Here is a 16,475-nt window from a genome sequence, read left to right on the forward strand (position 1 = left end):
ACTCTTGCGAGTTTGTCTACATTTAAGTTGAGTTAAAATGCGAAAAGAACTTTCATGATCAACCCAAAAGATATAATAAAAAATATTTCTGTAGAAGATTTGTGTAAAACAGCAGATTTATATTTTAAATCTATCCAGAATCCAATCCCACAAATGGGTAAACCATTCAGCAGCATTATTGAAGCACCTGAAATTTTGTACAATATGGCCAATATTTTGTCAGGACTACACCTAGGCAAAACCATGACCATCTTAGAATTTGCTGCTGGAACTTGCTGGTTTTCAAGATATTTGAATCAACTCCAATGTCAAACGATTTGTTGCGATGTTTCAGAAACAGCACTTGAAATTGGTAAAAAACTATTTTTAGAGTATCCGATTATTGGAGAATTAATTTCAGAACCTCAATTTTTACATTTTGATGGACATACAATAGACTTACCTACAGAATCTGTGGATAGGATCATTTGCCATGATGGATTTCACCATATCCCTAACCAAGATGAAGTTCTTGCAGAGTTAGGCCGTGTACTAAAAAACGGGGGGATTGCTGGTTTCAGTGAACCGGGACCGATTCACTCACAATCACCTCAATCTCAGTATGAAATGAAAAATTACAAAGTTTTGGAAAATGATATCATTCTATCTGAAATATTTCCCATTGCTCTCAAACATGGTTTCACAGACATAAAATTACAACTTTTTAACCACTTTGAAATTTCATTAAGTGACTACGAATCATTAGGCAATTCTAATAAAGAACTAGAAAATAGAATCCTAGAAAATGTTAGACATATAATGTTACATAGAACCATCTTTTTTTTGTATAAAGGAGATTTCGTACCAGATAGTAGAAGTCATATAGGACTTGCTCACCATATTACTCTTGAAACAAAACAACTCAATCTAAGAAAAGGTGAACCAGCAAAGATTACTCTAAAAATTACTAACACAGGACAAGCAACATGGCTTCATCAAAATATCAGTGACATTGGTGTAGTTAAAATTGGAACCCACTTATACGACCAAGAAGGGAATCTAATTAATCTTGATTTTTCAAGACATTGCTTTAATCAAGATATTAAACCCAATGAAACAACTGAGAACAGAATTACAGTAACATTTGATAAAACTGGAGTTTTTCAGGTTGTAATAGAGTTAGTATCCGAATCCATCTGTTGGTTTGAAAACATAGGATCAAAACCACAAACCATTACTATAACAGTCACATAATACTCAAACACATTATGAAGCATAATGAACCAATACTAGAACCTATATTGCGAAATTTTCGTTTAAAAAAAGTAGTAAAAAATATTCCTAAAAATTGCAATCTTTTAGATATTGGATGTGGGACTACAGCAACTTTTCTGCAAATACAGAAGTCCAAATAGCATTACGCAATCAAGGGTTCTCTTTTGTCTCCAAACAATATAACTGGGAAATCATTAAAGAGCAGCATCAAGCTATAGATTTTGTGAGCTAAAATTTTGGGTTAAACATGACTGTCTTAATTCTTCAAACTCGTCCAGCCCTAGACATGACAGAAGAACAGTTTTTTGAATTCTGTCAAATCAACTCTAACTATCGCATTGAGCGAAATGCGAAAGGAGAATTGCTGGTTATGTCCCCGAGTGGCAGTGAAACAGGACATTGTAAGGCGAAATTAACCCAACAATTGGGGAACTGGTCAGATGAAGACGGGACAGGGATTGATTTTGATTCTTCTGCGGGTTTCAGACTGCCTAATGGTGCGGAGCGCTCGCCCGATGCGTCTTGGGTGAGAATAGAGAAATGGCAAGCCATTCCGCCCCAGCAACGCCAACGATTTGCCCCCTTATGTCCTGATTTTGTGGTGGAATTGCGATCGCCTAGTGATAATCTTAAACCGTTACAAGAGAAGATGGAGGAGTATCTAGAAAATGGAGCATCTTTGGGTTGGTTAATCGACCGCAAAAATCGCCGAGTTTATATCTATCGTCCCGAAAGCCCAGTAGAATGTTTACAATCTCCTGAAACGCTCGAAGGAGATCCGCTTTTGTCTGGATTTGTTTTGAAGTTAGAAAAAATTTGGTAGTTAACAAAAATTACTAGAATCATTCACTGAAATCCCAGTAAAGTTACAGTTCATGAAAATAGACAAACAACTAAAACAGCATTTTGTCAGCAATTTTACCATATTTTCCTTCTTTTGTTTATTACATATAGCCTTTTTTAGTCCGGTTTTATTCAGTAAAAAGTTATTTACCGTAGGTGATAGCTATGGTTTTTTTATTCCAGCATTCTTATCTAAACTGTCTTTATGGAATCCTTTTGTGTTATCAGGTTATCCACTCTTAGGAGATCCACAATTTCAAACATGGTATCTTCCTAAAATTATATTTTCTATAGGCAATTTACAGCTATGGAATGCTTATGTTATATTTGCTTATATAATAGCTAGTTACTGCACTTATGGCTATGTATACCAATTAACTAAATCACGCTTTGCAAGTTTTATTAGTGGAATTATTTATGGATTTAGTCCAGCCCTAATTGAACGTATTATTTTTATCAGTATGCCACATACAGTGGCGTGGCTTCCACTAATTTTATGGGGAATCGAAAATAGCAGAACTCTATCAAAAAAGAAACAGCATAAACCATATAGCTTATTAACTATTTTGGGGCTAACCCTCATGTTCTTAGCAGGACATCCACAAAGCTTTGTCTATTCAATGGGGATAGTTATTTGCTATGTCATCTGCTCTGTGATCTTAAATGAATCGAAAGAGAACAGAAAATCATCATTGTCTATATTCATCAATTCGTCCTTAATGTCAATAGGATTAGTATCTATATCATTAATACCACAAATTCAATTAGCTTCAAGGAGTAGCCGTTCCGATTTATCATTTTTACAATTTGTTGAAGGGAGTCTTAATCCAAAAGAAATAATCAACTTCTTATTCCCGTGGATTTATGGAGGCTATTCAGCATCGGGAATATACAAAAGCTATTTTGGGCATATTTCACCTCATGAGGTTGCTAGTTATGCTGGAATATCATCGATTTTGATAATTTTTATTATTGCCACAAGAGTTAAGATAAAAAAAGAGTGGCAATACTATTTTTGGATAGGCTGGATTTTTATTGCTATGATGCTGGCAATGGGTGGATATACACCTCTTGCCAAAATCGTATACCACATTCCTGGATATAATTTATTTAGAGTACCAGCAAGACATACTTTTGCAATGGCTCTAGGAGTTTCAGTTTTAACAGGCTTTAGCCTAAATTATTTACAAACCAATATTTTTTTTATAAACGAGAAAACAAATACTCAGCCCAAAATCGGTATCCAGCATATCATATTTACCACAATACTATTTACTGTAATCTCAATATCTTTGTTAGCGATATCTTGGAAAGATGTTCAAGAAAAATACGGAGTTGATGCACTTCCCTTTTTACCATGGAAAAACCTATCCATAGGAATTCCCCTAGGACTTATTCTCATCAGTGGTAGTTTGTTTTTATTAATTCATCAAATTAGTGCCAAAAATTGGCGTAACAAGGTCGTCAAAGGTTTTATTATATTTTTATTTTTTGTTGATTTAAGTAGTGCTTCATGGTTCGGAATATGGAAATATTACAATGGGGATGATTCAGCATTCAATATTCCATCTTCACTCTATAGTTACTCTGAGGAAATACAATCTAATTATCAGAGGATATTAACAAGCGATGGAATTTTTAACCCATTATTTACACCAAACTTAACGAGTCTTTGGAACATACCTAACGCAGGTGGATACAATCCTCTTATCATCAATAGATACCAAAAATTTCTAGAAATTTCACCATTTGGAGATGTTAGCTCTAACACATTTTCCAGCCAAAACCAAGCCATAAACCTACTGTCCTGTAGATATATTATTAGTCAAGCTGAAAGGATACAATCAGAAAATCCAATACATCTGAAGTTGATTGAAGACCTTAATTCTAGCAGCTTATATGAAAATACAAATGCTATGCCACGTGCTTGGTTAGTTGAAGAAACTATCCAATTAAAACCAGAAGAAATACTCCAAACAATCAAAACATCTAAATTGCCAGATGGAACAACTTATAATCCAAGACAAACCGCATTAATAGAGAACACAATTGAGGAGAAAAATTCTACATTAAATCCAGAATCAGAAGTTAACATCAACCAGATAAGACCAAGATCAATAGAAATTAATGTCAAAACCAACCACCCGTCATTTCTAGTTGTTAGTAATGTCTTTTATCCAGGTTGGAAAGCAACAATTAATGGACAAAACACAAAACTTTTTCTAACAAATTACACATTGCAAGGAGTCGCTATACCTACAGGAACTTCTTTAGTCAAACTAGAATTTAGACCCAATAGTTTCCACATCGGTCTAGGAATTACTCTAGCAACATTTACATTAATTGGGTATTTAGAAACACATCAGTACAGAAGAAACTCAAAAAATGTTAAAGCGGTAAATTTAGAAACATAAGGGGATTTTTTAAACATTTTCTTCATTTCCTAGCCAATAAGACCAAAGAAATACCAATAGGACTATAACAATTGGCTTCCCAAGAAAGAACTTTTTTTAGAATTTGAGTTAACCAAGATTTTTTCTTAGCCTGCTCTATTGGATAATCTTTTTTTAACAAACAACTGTATAAAATGACAACAGGAATCAAGGAAAAACCAAAATATCGAACTTTAGTCAATCGGAAGAAAAGACTCACTTTTGAAACTAACTCATATTTACTATAACGACGATAATGACCAAGCATTTTGTCATGATATCCAAAGAGGAATTGGAAAGCCGGGACGGATAAACAAAGATAACCATTAGGTTTAAGTAATTTATTCAATTTTTCTAATGCTTGCTCATCATTTTCTATATGTTCCAACACATCATTAGAGACAATTACATCATAAGGTTGATTCGGTTCAAAATCTTCAATCGTTGAATGAAAAACATTAAGATTATTAAGCTCGGCTTGTTCTTTCAACTGTTTTGATAAAGCAACTGCGGTTTCATCAACATCAATAGCATCAATAGACCAAGACTTATTCTGAGCTAACATCAGATTCATTTCCCCAGAACCACATCCAGCATTTAAAATTCTCAAATGTTCCTGTTGAGGAATCCAAGAGAGAACAATTTTATATTTATTTAGGCTATAAAAATCATGGGAACGTGCTAAGTAATCAGCAACTTTATAGTTTTTATTCTCTTGCCGCATATTTTTTTAGTTGTGTTATCGATAGACTACTGAGATTGAATTCATCAAATCTTACAAGATTTTATCATGCTAATGTATTTTTTCTTAAAATCCATAAATATCTCGGACTAAATAGAGAGGGCGTTGTTTAACCTCATCATAAATTCTTCCTAAATATTCACCAATCACCCCCAAACTAATTAACTGAATCCCTCCTAAAAAGAGTACAGCAACTATCGTAGAAGCATAGCCAGGGACTTCAATTCCTATAATCGAGATTCTAACAATCAAGAAAACAATGTATAGCAGAGCAAGACAAGAAATCAAAAGCCCCATATAACTCCACACTTTGAGAGGAATTGAACTAAACGTAAAAATGCCATCTAGTGCAAAATTCCAGAGTTTCCAGTAATTCCAAGTCGTTTTACCACTTAATCGAGGATCTCGATCAAATAAAACAGAGGTTTGTCGATAACCCACCCAACTAAATAGTCCTTTCATAAAACGAGTCCGTTCTGGCATCAATTTAATAGCTTCTACAACCCGCCGATCTAAAAGTCTAAAATCTCCAGTGTTGGGAGGAATTGATATCTTACTCATTTTACCGATTACACGATAGAATAAAAAAGCCGTTAGCTTTTTCAGGGCGGTTTCTCCTTGACGAGATCGCCTTGTAGCATATACAACATCATAACCTTCTTTCCATTTAGCAACTAAGTCAAGAATTAGCTCAGGAGGATCTTGTAAATCTGAATCAATAGGAATAACAGCTTGACCTCTCGCATAATCAAGTCCTGCGGTTAAAGCAATTTCTTTACCAAAGTTACGAGATAAATTGATTATTTTAATGGCAGAATTGCGTTGATGATGCACAATTAAATCTTGTAAACTATTATCTTGACTGCCATCATTTACACAAATAATTTCATAAGATAGATTTAAATTTTGAACAACTGACTCTAGGCGCTGAAACAGATAATCTAAATTAGATTCTTCATTGTAAACTGGAACAATAATTGAAAGGACAACTGGGTTAGTAGACATGGAATTAAAAATAAACAGGATAGGGTTTTATCATCAAAGATCCAAAAAGACTGCATACTATAATAGATGAAAAAAATTATTATTGATAGCACACCCATTCTAAATAACATGAGTGGAGTTGGCTTTTACATTAAAAATTTAATACACGGCATCAGCAAATTGGGTCATAAAAACCATACAATAATTGTAAAAAGCTATCAACCTGGTCTCAAAAAATGGCTCAAATCTGTTCTCTGGACTAAGAAACAATCTATTCTAGAAGAAAACAATCAATATTACCTACCTTTACCAGTACGGTTTTCTAACCTGTTGCTAGACTACTACCCTCAGTTCTTCCCGAAATACTGGGAGCCGATTCTAGAAGCACCAGATATTGTACATGGGACGAACTACACTGTTTTCCCGTACAAGAACTGTCGGAAGGTGATGACGATTTATGACCTCACTTTCCTGAAATACCCAGATTATATTGACTCCGTAGTGAAACAGTATGGGAGACGAGTCAAGAAGTGCCTTCAGTGGACGGATTTGGTGCTGACCATTTCGGAAAGTTCAAAACGGGATATTGTGGAATATCTCAATTTTGACCCGGAACGTGTGGTTGTTACACCTTTAGCCAGTCGATATACAGAACAGACTCTGGAGACACTCCCCAAACCCCCGGTTGACTTGGGTTATGACTTCAGGAAACCCTATCTTTTGTTCGTCAGCACCTTAGAACCGCGTAAGAATATTACCACCTTAATTGCTGCCTTTAATCGACTGAAAGAACAGTACAAAATTGACCATGAGTTGGTACTAATTGGTCAAAAGGGATGGCGATATGAGCCGATTTTTAAGGCGATCGCATCCTCCCCCTACCATCACCACATCCACCACCTCAACTACCTCCCAGACGAGCTTGTAGCCCTCTTCTATAGCCAAGCAGAAGCCTTCATCTACCCCTCCCACTACGAAGGATTTGGTTTACCCGTCCTAGAGGCCATGACCTTGGGCGCCCCCGTCATTACCTCCAACACTTCCTCCCTCCCCGAAGTCGCCGGAGAGGCCGCCATTCTCATTGACCCCAACGAAGTGGAAGACCTCACACAAGGGATTTTAAAAGTCATTAGTGACTCCCAATTGCGAACAGACCTGATTCAGAAAGGGAAACACCGGGCTAAACTCTTTTCTTGGGAACGAACCGCCCAAGAAACCTTAGCCGCTTATCAGAAGATCCTGTAACATTCTCCCGACAGAGAGTTCAGTCCCCCAGACCGCCTACAATAGCACGAACCTTAAAATCTCACCCCACCCATGAAAGCTCTCATCCTCTCTGGCGGTAAAGGCACCCGATTACGACCCATCACTTACACCGGGGCAAAACAACTCGTTCCTGTGGCAAATAAGCCCGTCCTGTGGTACGGAATTGAGGCCATTGTCCAAGCGGGAATTACCGACCTGGGAATCATCATCAGTCCAGAAACCGGAGAAGAAGTCCAAGCCAAAACTGGGGATGGGAGTCAATTTGGAGCCCAGATTACCTACATTTTGCAGGAACACCCCCTCGGTTTAGCTCATGCCGTCCAAGTCGCTCAACCTTTCCTCGGCCATGACCCCTTTTTGATGTACTTGGGAGATAACCTGATTCAAGAGGATTTAGGAGAGTTCTGTAGTGAATTTACTCAACAAAATTTAGACGGTTTAGTGCTACTTCGCCAAGTTCCAGATCCAAGGGCCTTTGGTGTGGCTAAATTAGACCCAGAGGGGAATTTATTGGCAGTGGTGGAAAAACCGGAAATTCCCCCCTCTAACTTGGCACTGGTGGGGATTTTCTTTTTTACCGAGGGAGTGCATCAGGCGATCGCCAAAATCCAACCCAGCCAACGGGGAGAACTAGAAATTACCGATGCCATCCAGACCCTCATTAACCAACAATACAACATCCAAGCCCGAGAACTACAAGGTTGGTGGCTAGACACCGGGGGAAAAGACGACCTCCTAGAGGCCAATCGCATCATCCTCGACAGCTACCTCACCACCCACATTGAAGGCCAACTCGATGGACAATCCCGCATCATGGGACGAGTCCAAATCGGTCAAGGCACCACCCTAATAAACTGTACTGTGCGCGGCCCCGCCATCATTGGTCAAAACTGCCACCTCGAAAACTGCTTTGTCGGCCCCCATAGCAGTATTGGCGATGATGTCACCCTCATTGACACCGACATTGACCACAGCATGATCTTAGAAGGGGCGCAAATTACCAACATTCACCAGCGCATCATTGATAGCGTCATTGGACAACGCGCTCAACTCACCATCACCCCCCGACGACCCAAAGCACTCCGATTTCTCATTGGGGATGACTGCCGAATCGAACTGAATCCGTGAACTACCCCACCCTGCCGCGGATGGGGCTTCCTGATTCAATGGGAACAGCATCTAGCAAAACCGAAATCTTGCCAGGTTGTCTTACGTTCCCTCCCCAGGCCGTATCGCTGGTTCCCAACGACAATATCCGCAAGGCTTCATTTTTAATGTTTTGCGCTGCATTAATATCACGGTCGTGGTGAGTGCCACAATTTTGACATTCCCATTGCCGAATCTCTAACGCTAAACTATCTACTCGATTAAGGCAAACGTGACAGGTTTTTGAAGACGCAAAATAGCGGTCAACTTCAATATAGGTTTTGCCTTCCCACTCGGCTTTGTATTTCAGCATTGTGTTAAAGCAAATCCCCCTCCACCACAATCTCCTGATAACTCCCCACCTTGAGAATACGACCCTTATCCATCACATAAACGCGATCGCAATGTTCCACCGTCGTCAAACGGTGAGCAATAATAATCATCGTCTTACTGCCACTTAGAGAGCGAATCGACTCCGTAACCAACCCCTCCGTCTCATTATCCAAGGCCGCCGTCGCCTCATCCAAAACCAAAATATCACGCTCATGATATAACGCCCGGGCAATGCCAATCCGTTGCCGTTGTCCCCCCGACAAACGCACCCCCCGTTCCCCCACCATTGTCTTTACCCCATCCGGTAAATCCGCCATCAACTCCCCCAATTGAGCCGAATAAATCGCCCGTTTTAAACGTTCCGAGTCAATATCATCTTCCCTCACCCCAAAAGCAATATTTTTCTCAATCGTATCATCCATTAAAAAAATAGATTGAGGAATATAACCAATTAAATTCTGCCAGTCCCGCAAACGTGGATAAATCGATTGACCATCTACTGTAATATCCCCTGAGCTAGGAATTAACAACCCTAAAATCACATCCACCAGCGTTGTTTTACCCGCCCCAGACTTCCCAATTAAAGCAATAGACTCTCCCCGTTCAATGGACAAAGAAACCTCATCTAAAGCCAAACCTGCCGAATTCGGATAAGCATAAGAAACCCGATCCAAAACAATCAAGTTCTTAAAACTCAAAACTGGAGGAGAAGAATTCAAGGAATTCCCCCCAAGAGAACGAGCCGAGGCTAAAACAACCGGGGTGTCCTCAGAAACAGTATTTAAGGTTTCCAACTGCTTCAAATCCCCATAAAGGCGCTCCAACGTATAACTTTGACTGCGTAACTTATATAAGCCCGAAGTCACTTGAGTCAGAGAAGGAACAAGACGAAGAGACGCTAAGGCAAAAACTCCTAAAACCGCAATTAAATCTGTAATATCTTGATAAATAATTAAAACAACAGACGTTGCCCCAATCAACAAAATAACCAAAACCGTTTCCATAATCAATCGAGGCAAAAGAATCACACTAAAAACCCAACTAGAGGCCCGCTCATAGATATCCGCTTCCTCAGAAATTTGTTGCTCAAAATAGTTCGAGCAACCAATCACCTTAGACTCCTTAATCCCCCCCAAACTATGATTAATAACTCGTACCATTTGTTCATTAGAACGAGTGGCTTTTTTACCCCAATAACGAATTTTTTGGCGGACAAAAATTAATAAAATAACTAAAGGCAAACAAATTAAAAGAATTGCTACAACCGTTAACAAACTATTAAAACACAATAAAATTATAATAGCGACTGCAATCATTAAACTCGAAGAAGTATTGAGTAACTCAATAACAATATCGATGGCAAAAAAGCGCGTATATTCCGTAATTTGTTGAATTAACTCTGCACTATTGCGGGTCAAATGAAAATAATAGGGAGCGGCTAAATACTGGGAAATTAACTTACGACAAAGTTCTCCTCGTACCCAAAAACCAAACTTGAGAATATAAACCCGAATTCGCCAAGCTAAAACCGACTTAACAATAAAAACGCCAATAATAATAAAGCCAATAGTAGCAACAAATAAGCCCTTAGATTGAAAAGAAAACGACTGATAAAGTTGTTGAGCAATCTCATTCGTATCAATCAAGTCTGGTTCAGTGGCTAAACTGAGAAAAGGAGCGATTAAACCTAGACCAAAAACCTCAAGACAAGAAAGAAAAAGAAACAGGAAAAAAATCCAAATTAATCGAGTTTTACGCGATGGAATAATATAGAAAACTTTATTTAGATAATTGAACATGAGGAAACGGAATTATAGAGGATACACCCCGTCATCATATCAAATCAGAGACAAGTCCCCGACCTCAACACTTAGGCAGTCCGCATCGGGTAGTTCACGAGAAACTCACTCCCAGTCTCATAGGTTTCCAAAACTCGATCTAATTGAGTGAGTTCAAAAATCATACGAATAGAAGCGGAAACCGAACAACAGATTAAACGCTGTCCTAATCCCTTAGCAAACTTGACAATAGAGACTAAAACCATCAGTCCATCCCGGTCTAACGATTGAATGTCAGAAAAGTCTAGTAGGAGAACTGAAGTATTAGAACCAACCATAGTATGGTCTAACAGTTGACGTTGCACTTCAAAAGCATGGTTAGAATTCAGGGAGCCTTTGAGTTGTACAACCGTTAATTGTGAATCATAAGGAAGCATTTGCCTAATCATTGTTTAATTAATCCCTTCTCTAAATGATTTAACGGGAAAAATGTTGAGGAAACCTGTTCAATCACAGGTTACACATCACAAAGAGCCCATATCTAGAACAACAGAAAAATTCTAAACCTCTAGCAAGCGCCAATACGAGCAAAAACTACATGAACGGTTTTGGCAATAATAATCAGGTCATAGAAGGGATACCAAGCATTTTGATAGCGCAAATCTAAAGCTACCACTTCCTCAAAGTCTTTAATACTTGAACGTCCATTCACTTGCCATTCCCCAGTCAAACCTGGTTTTACATTCAGCCGTTGCCAGTGATGAGTGCTATAACGAGAGACTTCATCTTCCGTTGGGGGACGAGTTCCCACTAAGCTCATATCTCCCCGTAAAACATTCCAGAATTGGGGAAATTCATCCAAACTAGAAGCACGCAAAAGACGACCCACACGGGTAATTCGGGGATCTGCGTCATTCTTAAAAATCAGACCTTGCGCTTGATTATTAACTTGTTCTTTGAGACGATCTGCGTCTACAACCATTGACCGGAATTTCCAAATAGTAAAGGGTTTACCATGGAGTCCGTAACGCTTCTGACTGTAAAGCACGGGACCGGGGGAATCAATTTGGATAGCCAGGGCAATGGGTATAAAAATCACCGCTAAAATAACCAAACCTACCAAACTGCCCAAAATATCTAAGAAACGCTTAAAGAGAGAGTTAGTTGAAGGGTGAAAAGTCGCACCGGGGAAATAAATCCCTTGGTTGATGTCTTGAAATAAGGCTGAATTAGACAAGTTCATAAGGGCTGCACTCCGAATGAAGGAAAAAGTTGGACGAGATTAAACGGTGACAGGGATAGATTCGGGAACAAGATAATCGAGGAAAAAATCTAGGGTTTCAGGTTTGAGCCAACCTTTCTGGACGGCCATTTCCCCAAAACGCTCACCCCGGTGGGATTGTTCCTGTAAGATGACTTTTATCTGTTCACTATCTAATAAAGCAGCCGATTTTAAGTAATACCCTAAAGGCTGTTTACAAGGAGCAACTACGACTTTAGGTAACTGTTCAACAAAAAAGTCTACAGTTTCCGGTCGTAACCATCCCTGCTGTACCAACAATTCTCCAAAACGGAGATGACGAGATTGAGCTTGTAAATGACAAATTCGGTTAATTTGATCTTCGGATAATAAACCCGCTTGATAGAGTAGCTGACCAATGGGGATAGAAGTTTGGAACAGCAAGGAATCGACGGTTGGCAAAGGGAAGGGTTCAGCAACCGGACGAGTTTCTAAGTACAATTGCTTGGTAGCTAACCAAAGAAAGGGCGGAATGGTTTGTGCGTAGCGCTTCCAGAGGCGTTGAGGTTCTTGAACTAAGCGATAGAGCCATTCTAAACCCATTTGGCGTATTTGTTCGGGAGCGTGTTTAAGCAAACCCGCATAAACGGGGAAAACGCCACCTAAACCTACCATAACCGCTTGAATTTTCCCTTTATGTTGTGCAATCCAACGTTCTTGTTTAGGGCATCCCAAGGAGACAAAAACTAGACCAGCACCACTTTGATTAATTTTTTTAATTAAGGCGGTATCTTCGGTAGGAGTTAATGCACGGAAGGGTAAGGGTTCCATCCCGGCAATGGTTAGCTGGGGAAATTGTTGTTCTAGCTTCTGCCTCATCTGGGCTAGAACTTCAGAATGTGACCCCACAAAATAAACACTGACACCACAATATTGGGCCAGTGTACAGGATTTGAGCAGAATGTCCATCCCAGCTACTCGGTCTTGAAAGCTTGCCCCCAGCAGACGTAACATCCAAACGAGGGGCATTCCATCGGGAGTCACGAGATCCGAAGCGTTGAGAATTTGGGCAAAGTCAGGATGCCAATGGGCTTCCATGAGCATATGAACATTGGCAACACAGACGGATTTACTCTGGTGTTGCTGCGCCCAAGCGACCATGGTTTGAACTTGTTCTTCTAGACGTAAAGCGGTAACAGAAGAACTGATCAACCGTTTGGAAGGAATTGCAGGAAAGTCACCCAATCGAGATCGGGGGACAGTTTCACTGATTGATTGTGCCATAATTAAACCCCGTCATCTTTAAAGATGATTCACTTAATGAAGACCCGTCGCCAGCCAAGCATTCCGTTAGGAGGTGCTTGAGATTGTCGGAAGCTGGAAAAAATCTTCTGTTGACAGATGCCAGTACATACCCTGTAGAAGCTTTTCATCCAACGTAGAAAATAAGAAGCCTTACTTACGCTGTTATACTGAAAGTTGAGCGAAAGGTCAAGGTAATCTAGTTGTTTTTACGGAGAAGCCAGAAGAGGTCAAGTGAAGAGAATCTTTAGATTCTTGGGGAAATCAGAGGGTAGCTTTACAGAATCTTTACGTTATAGCCTGACTCAGCCGCTAGTTTTACAGAATCTTTATATTTTGGGTCAAAAAGTTATCAGTTCTTTAAGGAAGGGGAACTGGACTTTAGGTCAGCTTTAATTTATCTGCTTAAAAGTTTCAGGAAAATTTAACAATTCGGGGGGATAATCTTAACAAAAGTTCATGACTGCGAGAAAATACTCAGATTTAGCTCATCGTCGGGAAGCCCCGCACTGTACAAATGTCAGTGTCGGAAGGATGTCACCGGAGATTTTTCCGAAATTTAGTGTCGTTGGCCAAGCGTCCTGTTGGGAAGGGAGAGGGGGCAGGATCAAAGGTTTTGACAGGAACAACGGCAGGGTCAGACTCCCTGGGCAGGTAATGAGCATAATCACTGGGAGCGCGACTCGGTAAAGTTTTGGAGCGATTGGCAATGACACCGAGCAAGGGATTACCAGAAACTCGTAGGTCGTAGAGGGCTTGCTCTAGGATGGAACGTTTTATCTGACCTAGACCTGCAACGAGAATTACGCCGTCGGTGTGGGTGGCGACTAGATGACTATCGGCTAAACCGAGGACGGGGGGAGCGTCGTAAATGACTAAATCAAAGGCTTCGGAGAGTTGGTGCATGAGGTCTTCCATTTTTTGGGAGGCGATTAACCGAATGGGGTCGGGGGGCATAGACCCTGTGGTTAAAATGGAAAGGTTTTCTTCGAGGGGTGATCGCTGAATGGCGGCGTTTACCTCCAATTCCCCCGCCAAGACGTTGGTTAAGCCATAAGCATTGATCAATCCTAAATGGGTATGAACCCGAGGACGGCGTAAATCAGTATCCACCAATAAGACCCGTTGATCCATAGCGGCCGCTGCGATCGCCAAATGAACCGCCACCGTCGATTTACCCTCCCCCGGTTCAGAAGAAGTAATCACCAAAGACCTTAACCAATGATCCGGCGAAAGCAGACGAATATTCGTACAGAGCGAACGAAACGCCTCCGCCAACATCAAAGCCTCATAACGGCGATTAGACCCCACCCCAGCCCCTTGGGAGGGACGCGAGACAAAAGGAATCGGCGGCAAAACCCCCTGTAGCCAAATCCACGCCTCCCGGAACTGCTGAACCAAAGACACCGACTCCTCTAACCCCCCTTCCAGACTCATCCCAAGAGAACGAGTCGGAGTAAAACTCCCCTCAGCCGGAGCAAGATTAATCTCCTTCTGCCAAGGAATCACACCCAAAAGAGGTAGTTTGCTTGTCTTTTTAATCTCTTGATAACTATATAGAGTATCATTTAACTTATCAAACCCCAAGGCCAAACCACAACCGAGCATTAAACCCACAATTGCCCCTAAAGCCCCATTTTTCTTACCACTAGAGCGAGAGGGTTTAGGCTCCCCAGCCGGAGAAAGGAGTCGCCAAGGTTTTTCCCGTTGAGCGGCATCAATACGCAAGGCTTCTCGCTTCGAGAGAAACTGATTCAAATTATCCGTGGCAATCTGTAACTCCCGTTGAATATCCGTATATTCACGAGTAATAACCGATAACCGCTTAATTTGTTCAGCCAAGCGATTCGCCGACAGAGTAAGAGCATTATTCCGTTTTTCCAACTCCCGAATTAACGCCAACATCTCCGACTGCACCCGCTCCGCCTCTCGATAGAGCAAAGGAATTAAACTCGCCCGTTGTTGCTGTAAAAGACGCATTTCAGGGCTATTCTCCAGATATAAAACCGACTGTTGAGCCATATCAGTATCAATCTGTTGCAGTTGGGCTAATAAACCCTGATAACGGGGATTATCCCTCAAAACAGAAGCCGCCGCCTGTTCAGGGGATTTCGTCGTCAACTCATTCACTAAATCTTCATATAAAGCCCGTAATTCATCCAATTGTACCTGAGTCGTCAACTGCTGTTGTTCAACCGCACTAATTTGAGTAGAAAGCTGTTGTCCCGTCATTTCCGGGTTCACTAAATTATTACTTTGACGAATCTTTTGTAAACGTTCCTGTTGAGAATCCACTCGTTGACGCAAATGAGGCAGTTGGTCTTCAACAAACTGAATCCCTTGACGAATATCACTTTGACGTTCATCTAAACTATGCTGAAGATACGCTTCCGACACTCGTTGTAAAACATCCTCAACCAACTGAGGATTAGAACTGGTATAACCAACACTTAAAACATCCTTCACATCATTACGAATAACCAATCCAGCATTCAAAATACCATAATGAAAACCGGGATACTTCAAAGATAGTTCTTCCGCAATAGGTCCCAATAAATCTGGACTCCGCAAGAGTTTCAGCCGAACATCATCTACCTGAACCGCTACAATTTCCTCACGACTACTTAACGCTTCAGGACTAAGCGAGGAAATAATCTTGGTTTCCAAGGTAACAGGTTGGGTGAGAAGTTCAAAATTCGCTTGATAAACCGTCGGTTGATTTTTTGCTCTTAAATAACCCAAACTGCCCATCACAACAGTTAAGCCAATAATCAGCAGCACCTGACGACGTAAAGCACCCACCAGCTGCCCTAACTGCATTCCACCCTCATCATCAGTTGGATAAGGGACAGAGAGTTGAACACGGGAGGAAGATGGAGAAGAATTTCCAGTCTGCATGATTAACTTAGAGTTGGAGGTTGAAGAACAAGATACGAGAAAGACAGAACCACGCTTATAGAACCTCCCTACAATTATAGGTTTTCGGCTTCTGTGATTAGTCTTGTAACCTCCTCCCGACACCGACCCTACGGGTACGGTGCGGGCTTCCCCATATCACTATGAGGCTTTCCTGCTTCTACGGGAGGCTCTAGATGTCTTTTTAGGGACATCCCCGATCACATAGCTTTTAGATTCAAATCTTCAGCAAAAATGAT

Annotated in this window: 13 protein-coding genes; 5 read left to right on the forward strand and 8 right to left on the reverse strand. The window is 40.6% G+C overall.

Going from position 1 to position 16,475, the window contains the following annotated elements; all coding sequences use genetic code 11:
- The first annotated feature begins 54 nt into the window (after positions 1 to 54).
- The 3 genes from SPI9445_RS0100140 (at position 55) to SPI9445_RS0100155 (ending at position 4,511) form a co-directional block, all read left to right on the forward strand.
- Positions 55 to 1,233: a class I SAM-dependent methyltransferase gene (locus SPI9445_RS0100140; protein WP_017302682.1), complete on the forward strand. Its 1,179-nt coding sequence runs from the start codon at positions 55 to 57 to the stop codon at positions 1,231 to 1,233.
- A gap of 268 nt (positions 1,234 to 1,501) precedes the next feature.
- Positions 1,502 to 2,077 (forward strand): Uma2 family endonuclease, encoded by a 576-nt coding sequence (locus tag SPI9445_RS0100150; protein WP_017302684.1) that lies wholly within the window; start codon positions 1,502 to 1,504, stop codon positions 2,075 to 2,077.
- A 52-nt stretch (positions 2,078 to 2,129) separates the two neighbouring features.
- Complete coding sequence (locus SPI9445_RS0100155; protein WP_017302685.1) at positions 2,130 to 4,511, forward strand: YfhO family protein; 2,382 nt, start codon at positions 2,130 to 2,132, stop codon at positions 4,509 to 4,511.
- A gap of 22 nt (positions 4,512 to 4,533) precedes the next feature.
- Here the strand turns inward: SPI9445_RS0100155 and SPI9445_RS0100160 are convergent, their stop codons facing one another.
- The gene (locus tag SPI9445_RS0100160) at positions 4,534 to 5,253 is read right to left on the reverse strand and encodes a class I SAM-dependent methyltransferase (RefSeq protein ID WP_017302686.1); all 720 of its coding nucleotides are present in this window, start codon (positions 5,251 to 5,253) and stop codon (positions 4,534 to 4,536) included.
- An 84-nt stretch (positions 5,254 to 5,337) separates the two neighbouring features.
- Complete coding sequence (locus SPI9445_RS0100165; protein ID WP_017302687.1) at positions 5,338 to 6,276, reverse strand: glycosyltransferase family 2 protein; 939 nt, start codon at positions 6,274 to 6,276, stop codon at positions 5,338 to 5,340.
- Between the two features lie 108 nt (positions 6,277 to 6,384).
- Here SPI9445_RS0100165 and SPI9445_RS0100170 point away from each other — a divergent pair, with 108 nt between their 5' ends.
- Positions 6,385 to 7,500, forward strand: a complete 1,116-nt coding sequence (locus SPI9445_RS0100170; protein WP_202803612.1) for a glycosyltransferase family 4 protein — start codon at positions 6,385 to 6,387, stop codon at positions 7,498 to 7,500.
- A gap of 72 nt (positions 7,501 to 7,572) precedes the next feature.
- Complete coding sequence (locus tag SPI9445_RS0100175; RefSeq protein ID WP_017302689.1) at positions 7,573 to 8,649, forward strand: glucose-1-phosphate thymidylyltransferase; 1,077 nt, start codon at positions 7,573 to 7,575, stop codon at positions 8,647 to 8,649.
- 1 nt (position 8,650) lies between these two features.
- On the opposite strand, the gene SPI9445_RS0100180 is transcribed toward SPI9445_RS0100175, so the two are convergent.
- The 6 genes from SPI9445_RS0100180 to SPI9445_RS0100205 form a co-directional block, all read right to left on the reverse strand.
- Positions 8,651 to 8,980: a zinc ribbon domain-containing protein gene (locus SPI9445_RS0100180; RefSeq protein ID WP_017302690.1), complete on the reverse strand. Its 330-nt coding sequence runs from the start codon at positions 8,978 to 8,980 to the stop codon at positions 8,651 to 8,653.
- 4 nt (positions 8,981 to 8,984) lie between these two features.
- Positions 8,985 to 10,646, reverse strand: coding sequence for an ABC transporter ATP-binding protein (locus SPI9445_RS0100185; RefSeq protein ID WP_237747903.1), 1,662 nt, complete (start codon positions 10,644 to 10,646; stop codon positions 8,985 to 8,987).
- A 224-nt stretch (positions 10,647 to 10,870) separates the two neighbouring features.
- Positions 10,871 to 11,227, reverse strand: a complete 357-nt coding sequence (locus SPI9445_RS0100190) for an STAS domain-containing protein (RefSeq protein ID WP_033373887.1) — start codon at positions 11,225 to 11,227, stop codon at positions 10,871 to 10,873.
- Between the two features lie 119 nt (positions 11,228 to 11,346).
- On the reverse strand, positions 11,347 to 12,021 hold the full coding sequence (locus SPI9445_RS0100195; RefSeq protein ID WP_017302693.1) for a sugar transferase: 675 nt from the start codon (positions 12,019 to 12,021) through the stop codon (positions 11,347 to 11,349).
- Between the two features lie 39 nt (positions 12,022 to 12,060).
- Positions 12,061 to 13,230 carry a WecB/TagA/CpsF family glycosyltransferase gene (locus tag SPI9445_RS0100200; protein WP_202803609.1) on the reverse strand — a complete coding sequence of 390 codons (1,170 nt, stop codon included), beginning with the start codon at positions 13,228 to 13,230 and terminating at the stop codon, positions 12,061 to 12,063.
- Positions 13,231 to 13,857: 627 nt separating this feature from the next.
- A complete protein-coding gene (locus tag SPI9445_RS0100205) occupies positions 13,858 to 16,140 on the reverse strand; it encodes a GumC family protein (protein WP_017302695.1) in 2,283 nt (760 codons plus the stop codon).
- Positions 16,141 to 16,475: the final 335 nt, after the last annotated feature.

Origin of the sequence: Spirulina subsalsa PCC 9445, assembly GCF_000314005.1 — a bacterium.
GTDB classification, from domain to species: domain Bacteria; phylum Cyanobacteriota; class Cyanobacteriia; order Cyanobacteriales; family Spirulinaceae; genus Spirulina_A; species Spirulina_A subsalsa.

What these genes read in the sequence shown, in the direction of transcription:
- SPI9445_RS0100170 (WP_202803612.1), top strand. Translation starts at nt 6,385, where the DNA reads ATGAGTGGAGTTGGCTTTTACATTAAAAATTTAATACACGGCATCAGC.
- SPI9445_RS0100155 (WP_017302685.1), top strand. Translation starts at nt 2,130, where the DNA reads ATGAAAATAGACAAACAACTAAAACAGCATTTTGTCAGCAATTTTACC.
- SPI9445_RS0100165 (WP_017302687.1), bottom strand. Translation starts at nt 6,276, where the DNA reads ATGTCTACTAACCCAGTTGTCCTTTCAATTATTGTTCCAGTTTACAAT.
- SPI9445_RS0100140 (WP_017302682.1), top strand. Translation starts at nt 55, where the DNA reads ATGATCAACCCAAAAGATATAATAAAAAATATTTCTGTAGAAGATTTG.
- SPI9445_RS0100175 (WP_017302689.1), top strand. Translation starts at nt 7,573, where the DNA reads ATGAAAGCTCTCATCCTCTCTGGCGGTAAAGGCACCCGATTACGACCC.
- SPI9445_RS0100150 (WP_017302684.1), top strand. Translation starts at nt 1,502, where the DNA reads ATGACTGTCTTAATTCTTCAAACTCGTCCAGCCCTAGACATGACAGAA.
- SPI9445_RS0100205 (WP_017302695.1), bottom strand. Translation starts at nt 16,140, where the DNA reads ATGCAGTTAGGGCAGCTGGTGGGTGCTTTACGTCGTCAGGTGCTGCTG.
- SPI9445_RS0100190 (WP_033373887.1), bottom strand. Translation starts at nt 11,227, where the DNA reads ATGATTAGGCAAATGCTTCCTTATGATTCACAATTAACGGTTGTACAA.
- SPI9445_RS0100195 (WP_017302693.1), bottom strand. Translation starts at nt 12,021, where the DNA reads ATGAACTTGTCTAATTCAGCCTTATTTCAAGACATCAACCAAGGGATT.
- SPI9445_RS0100160 (WP_017302686.1), bottom strand. Translation starts at nt 5,253, where the DNA reads ATGCGGCAAGAGAATAAAAACTATAAAGTTGCTGATTACTTAGCACGT.
- SPI9445_RS0100180 (WP_017302690.1), bottom strand. Translation starts at nt 8,980, where the DNA reads ATGCTGAAATACAAAGCCGAGTGGGAAGGCAAAACCTATATTGAAGTT.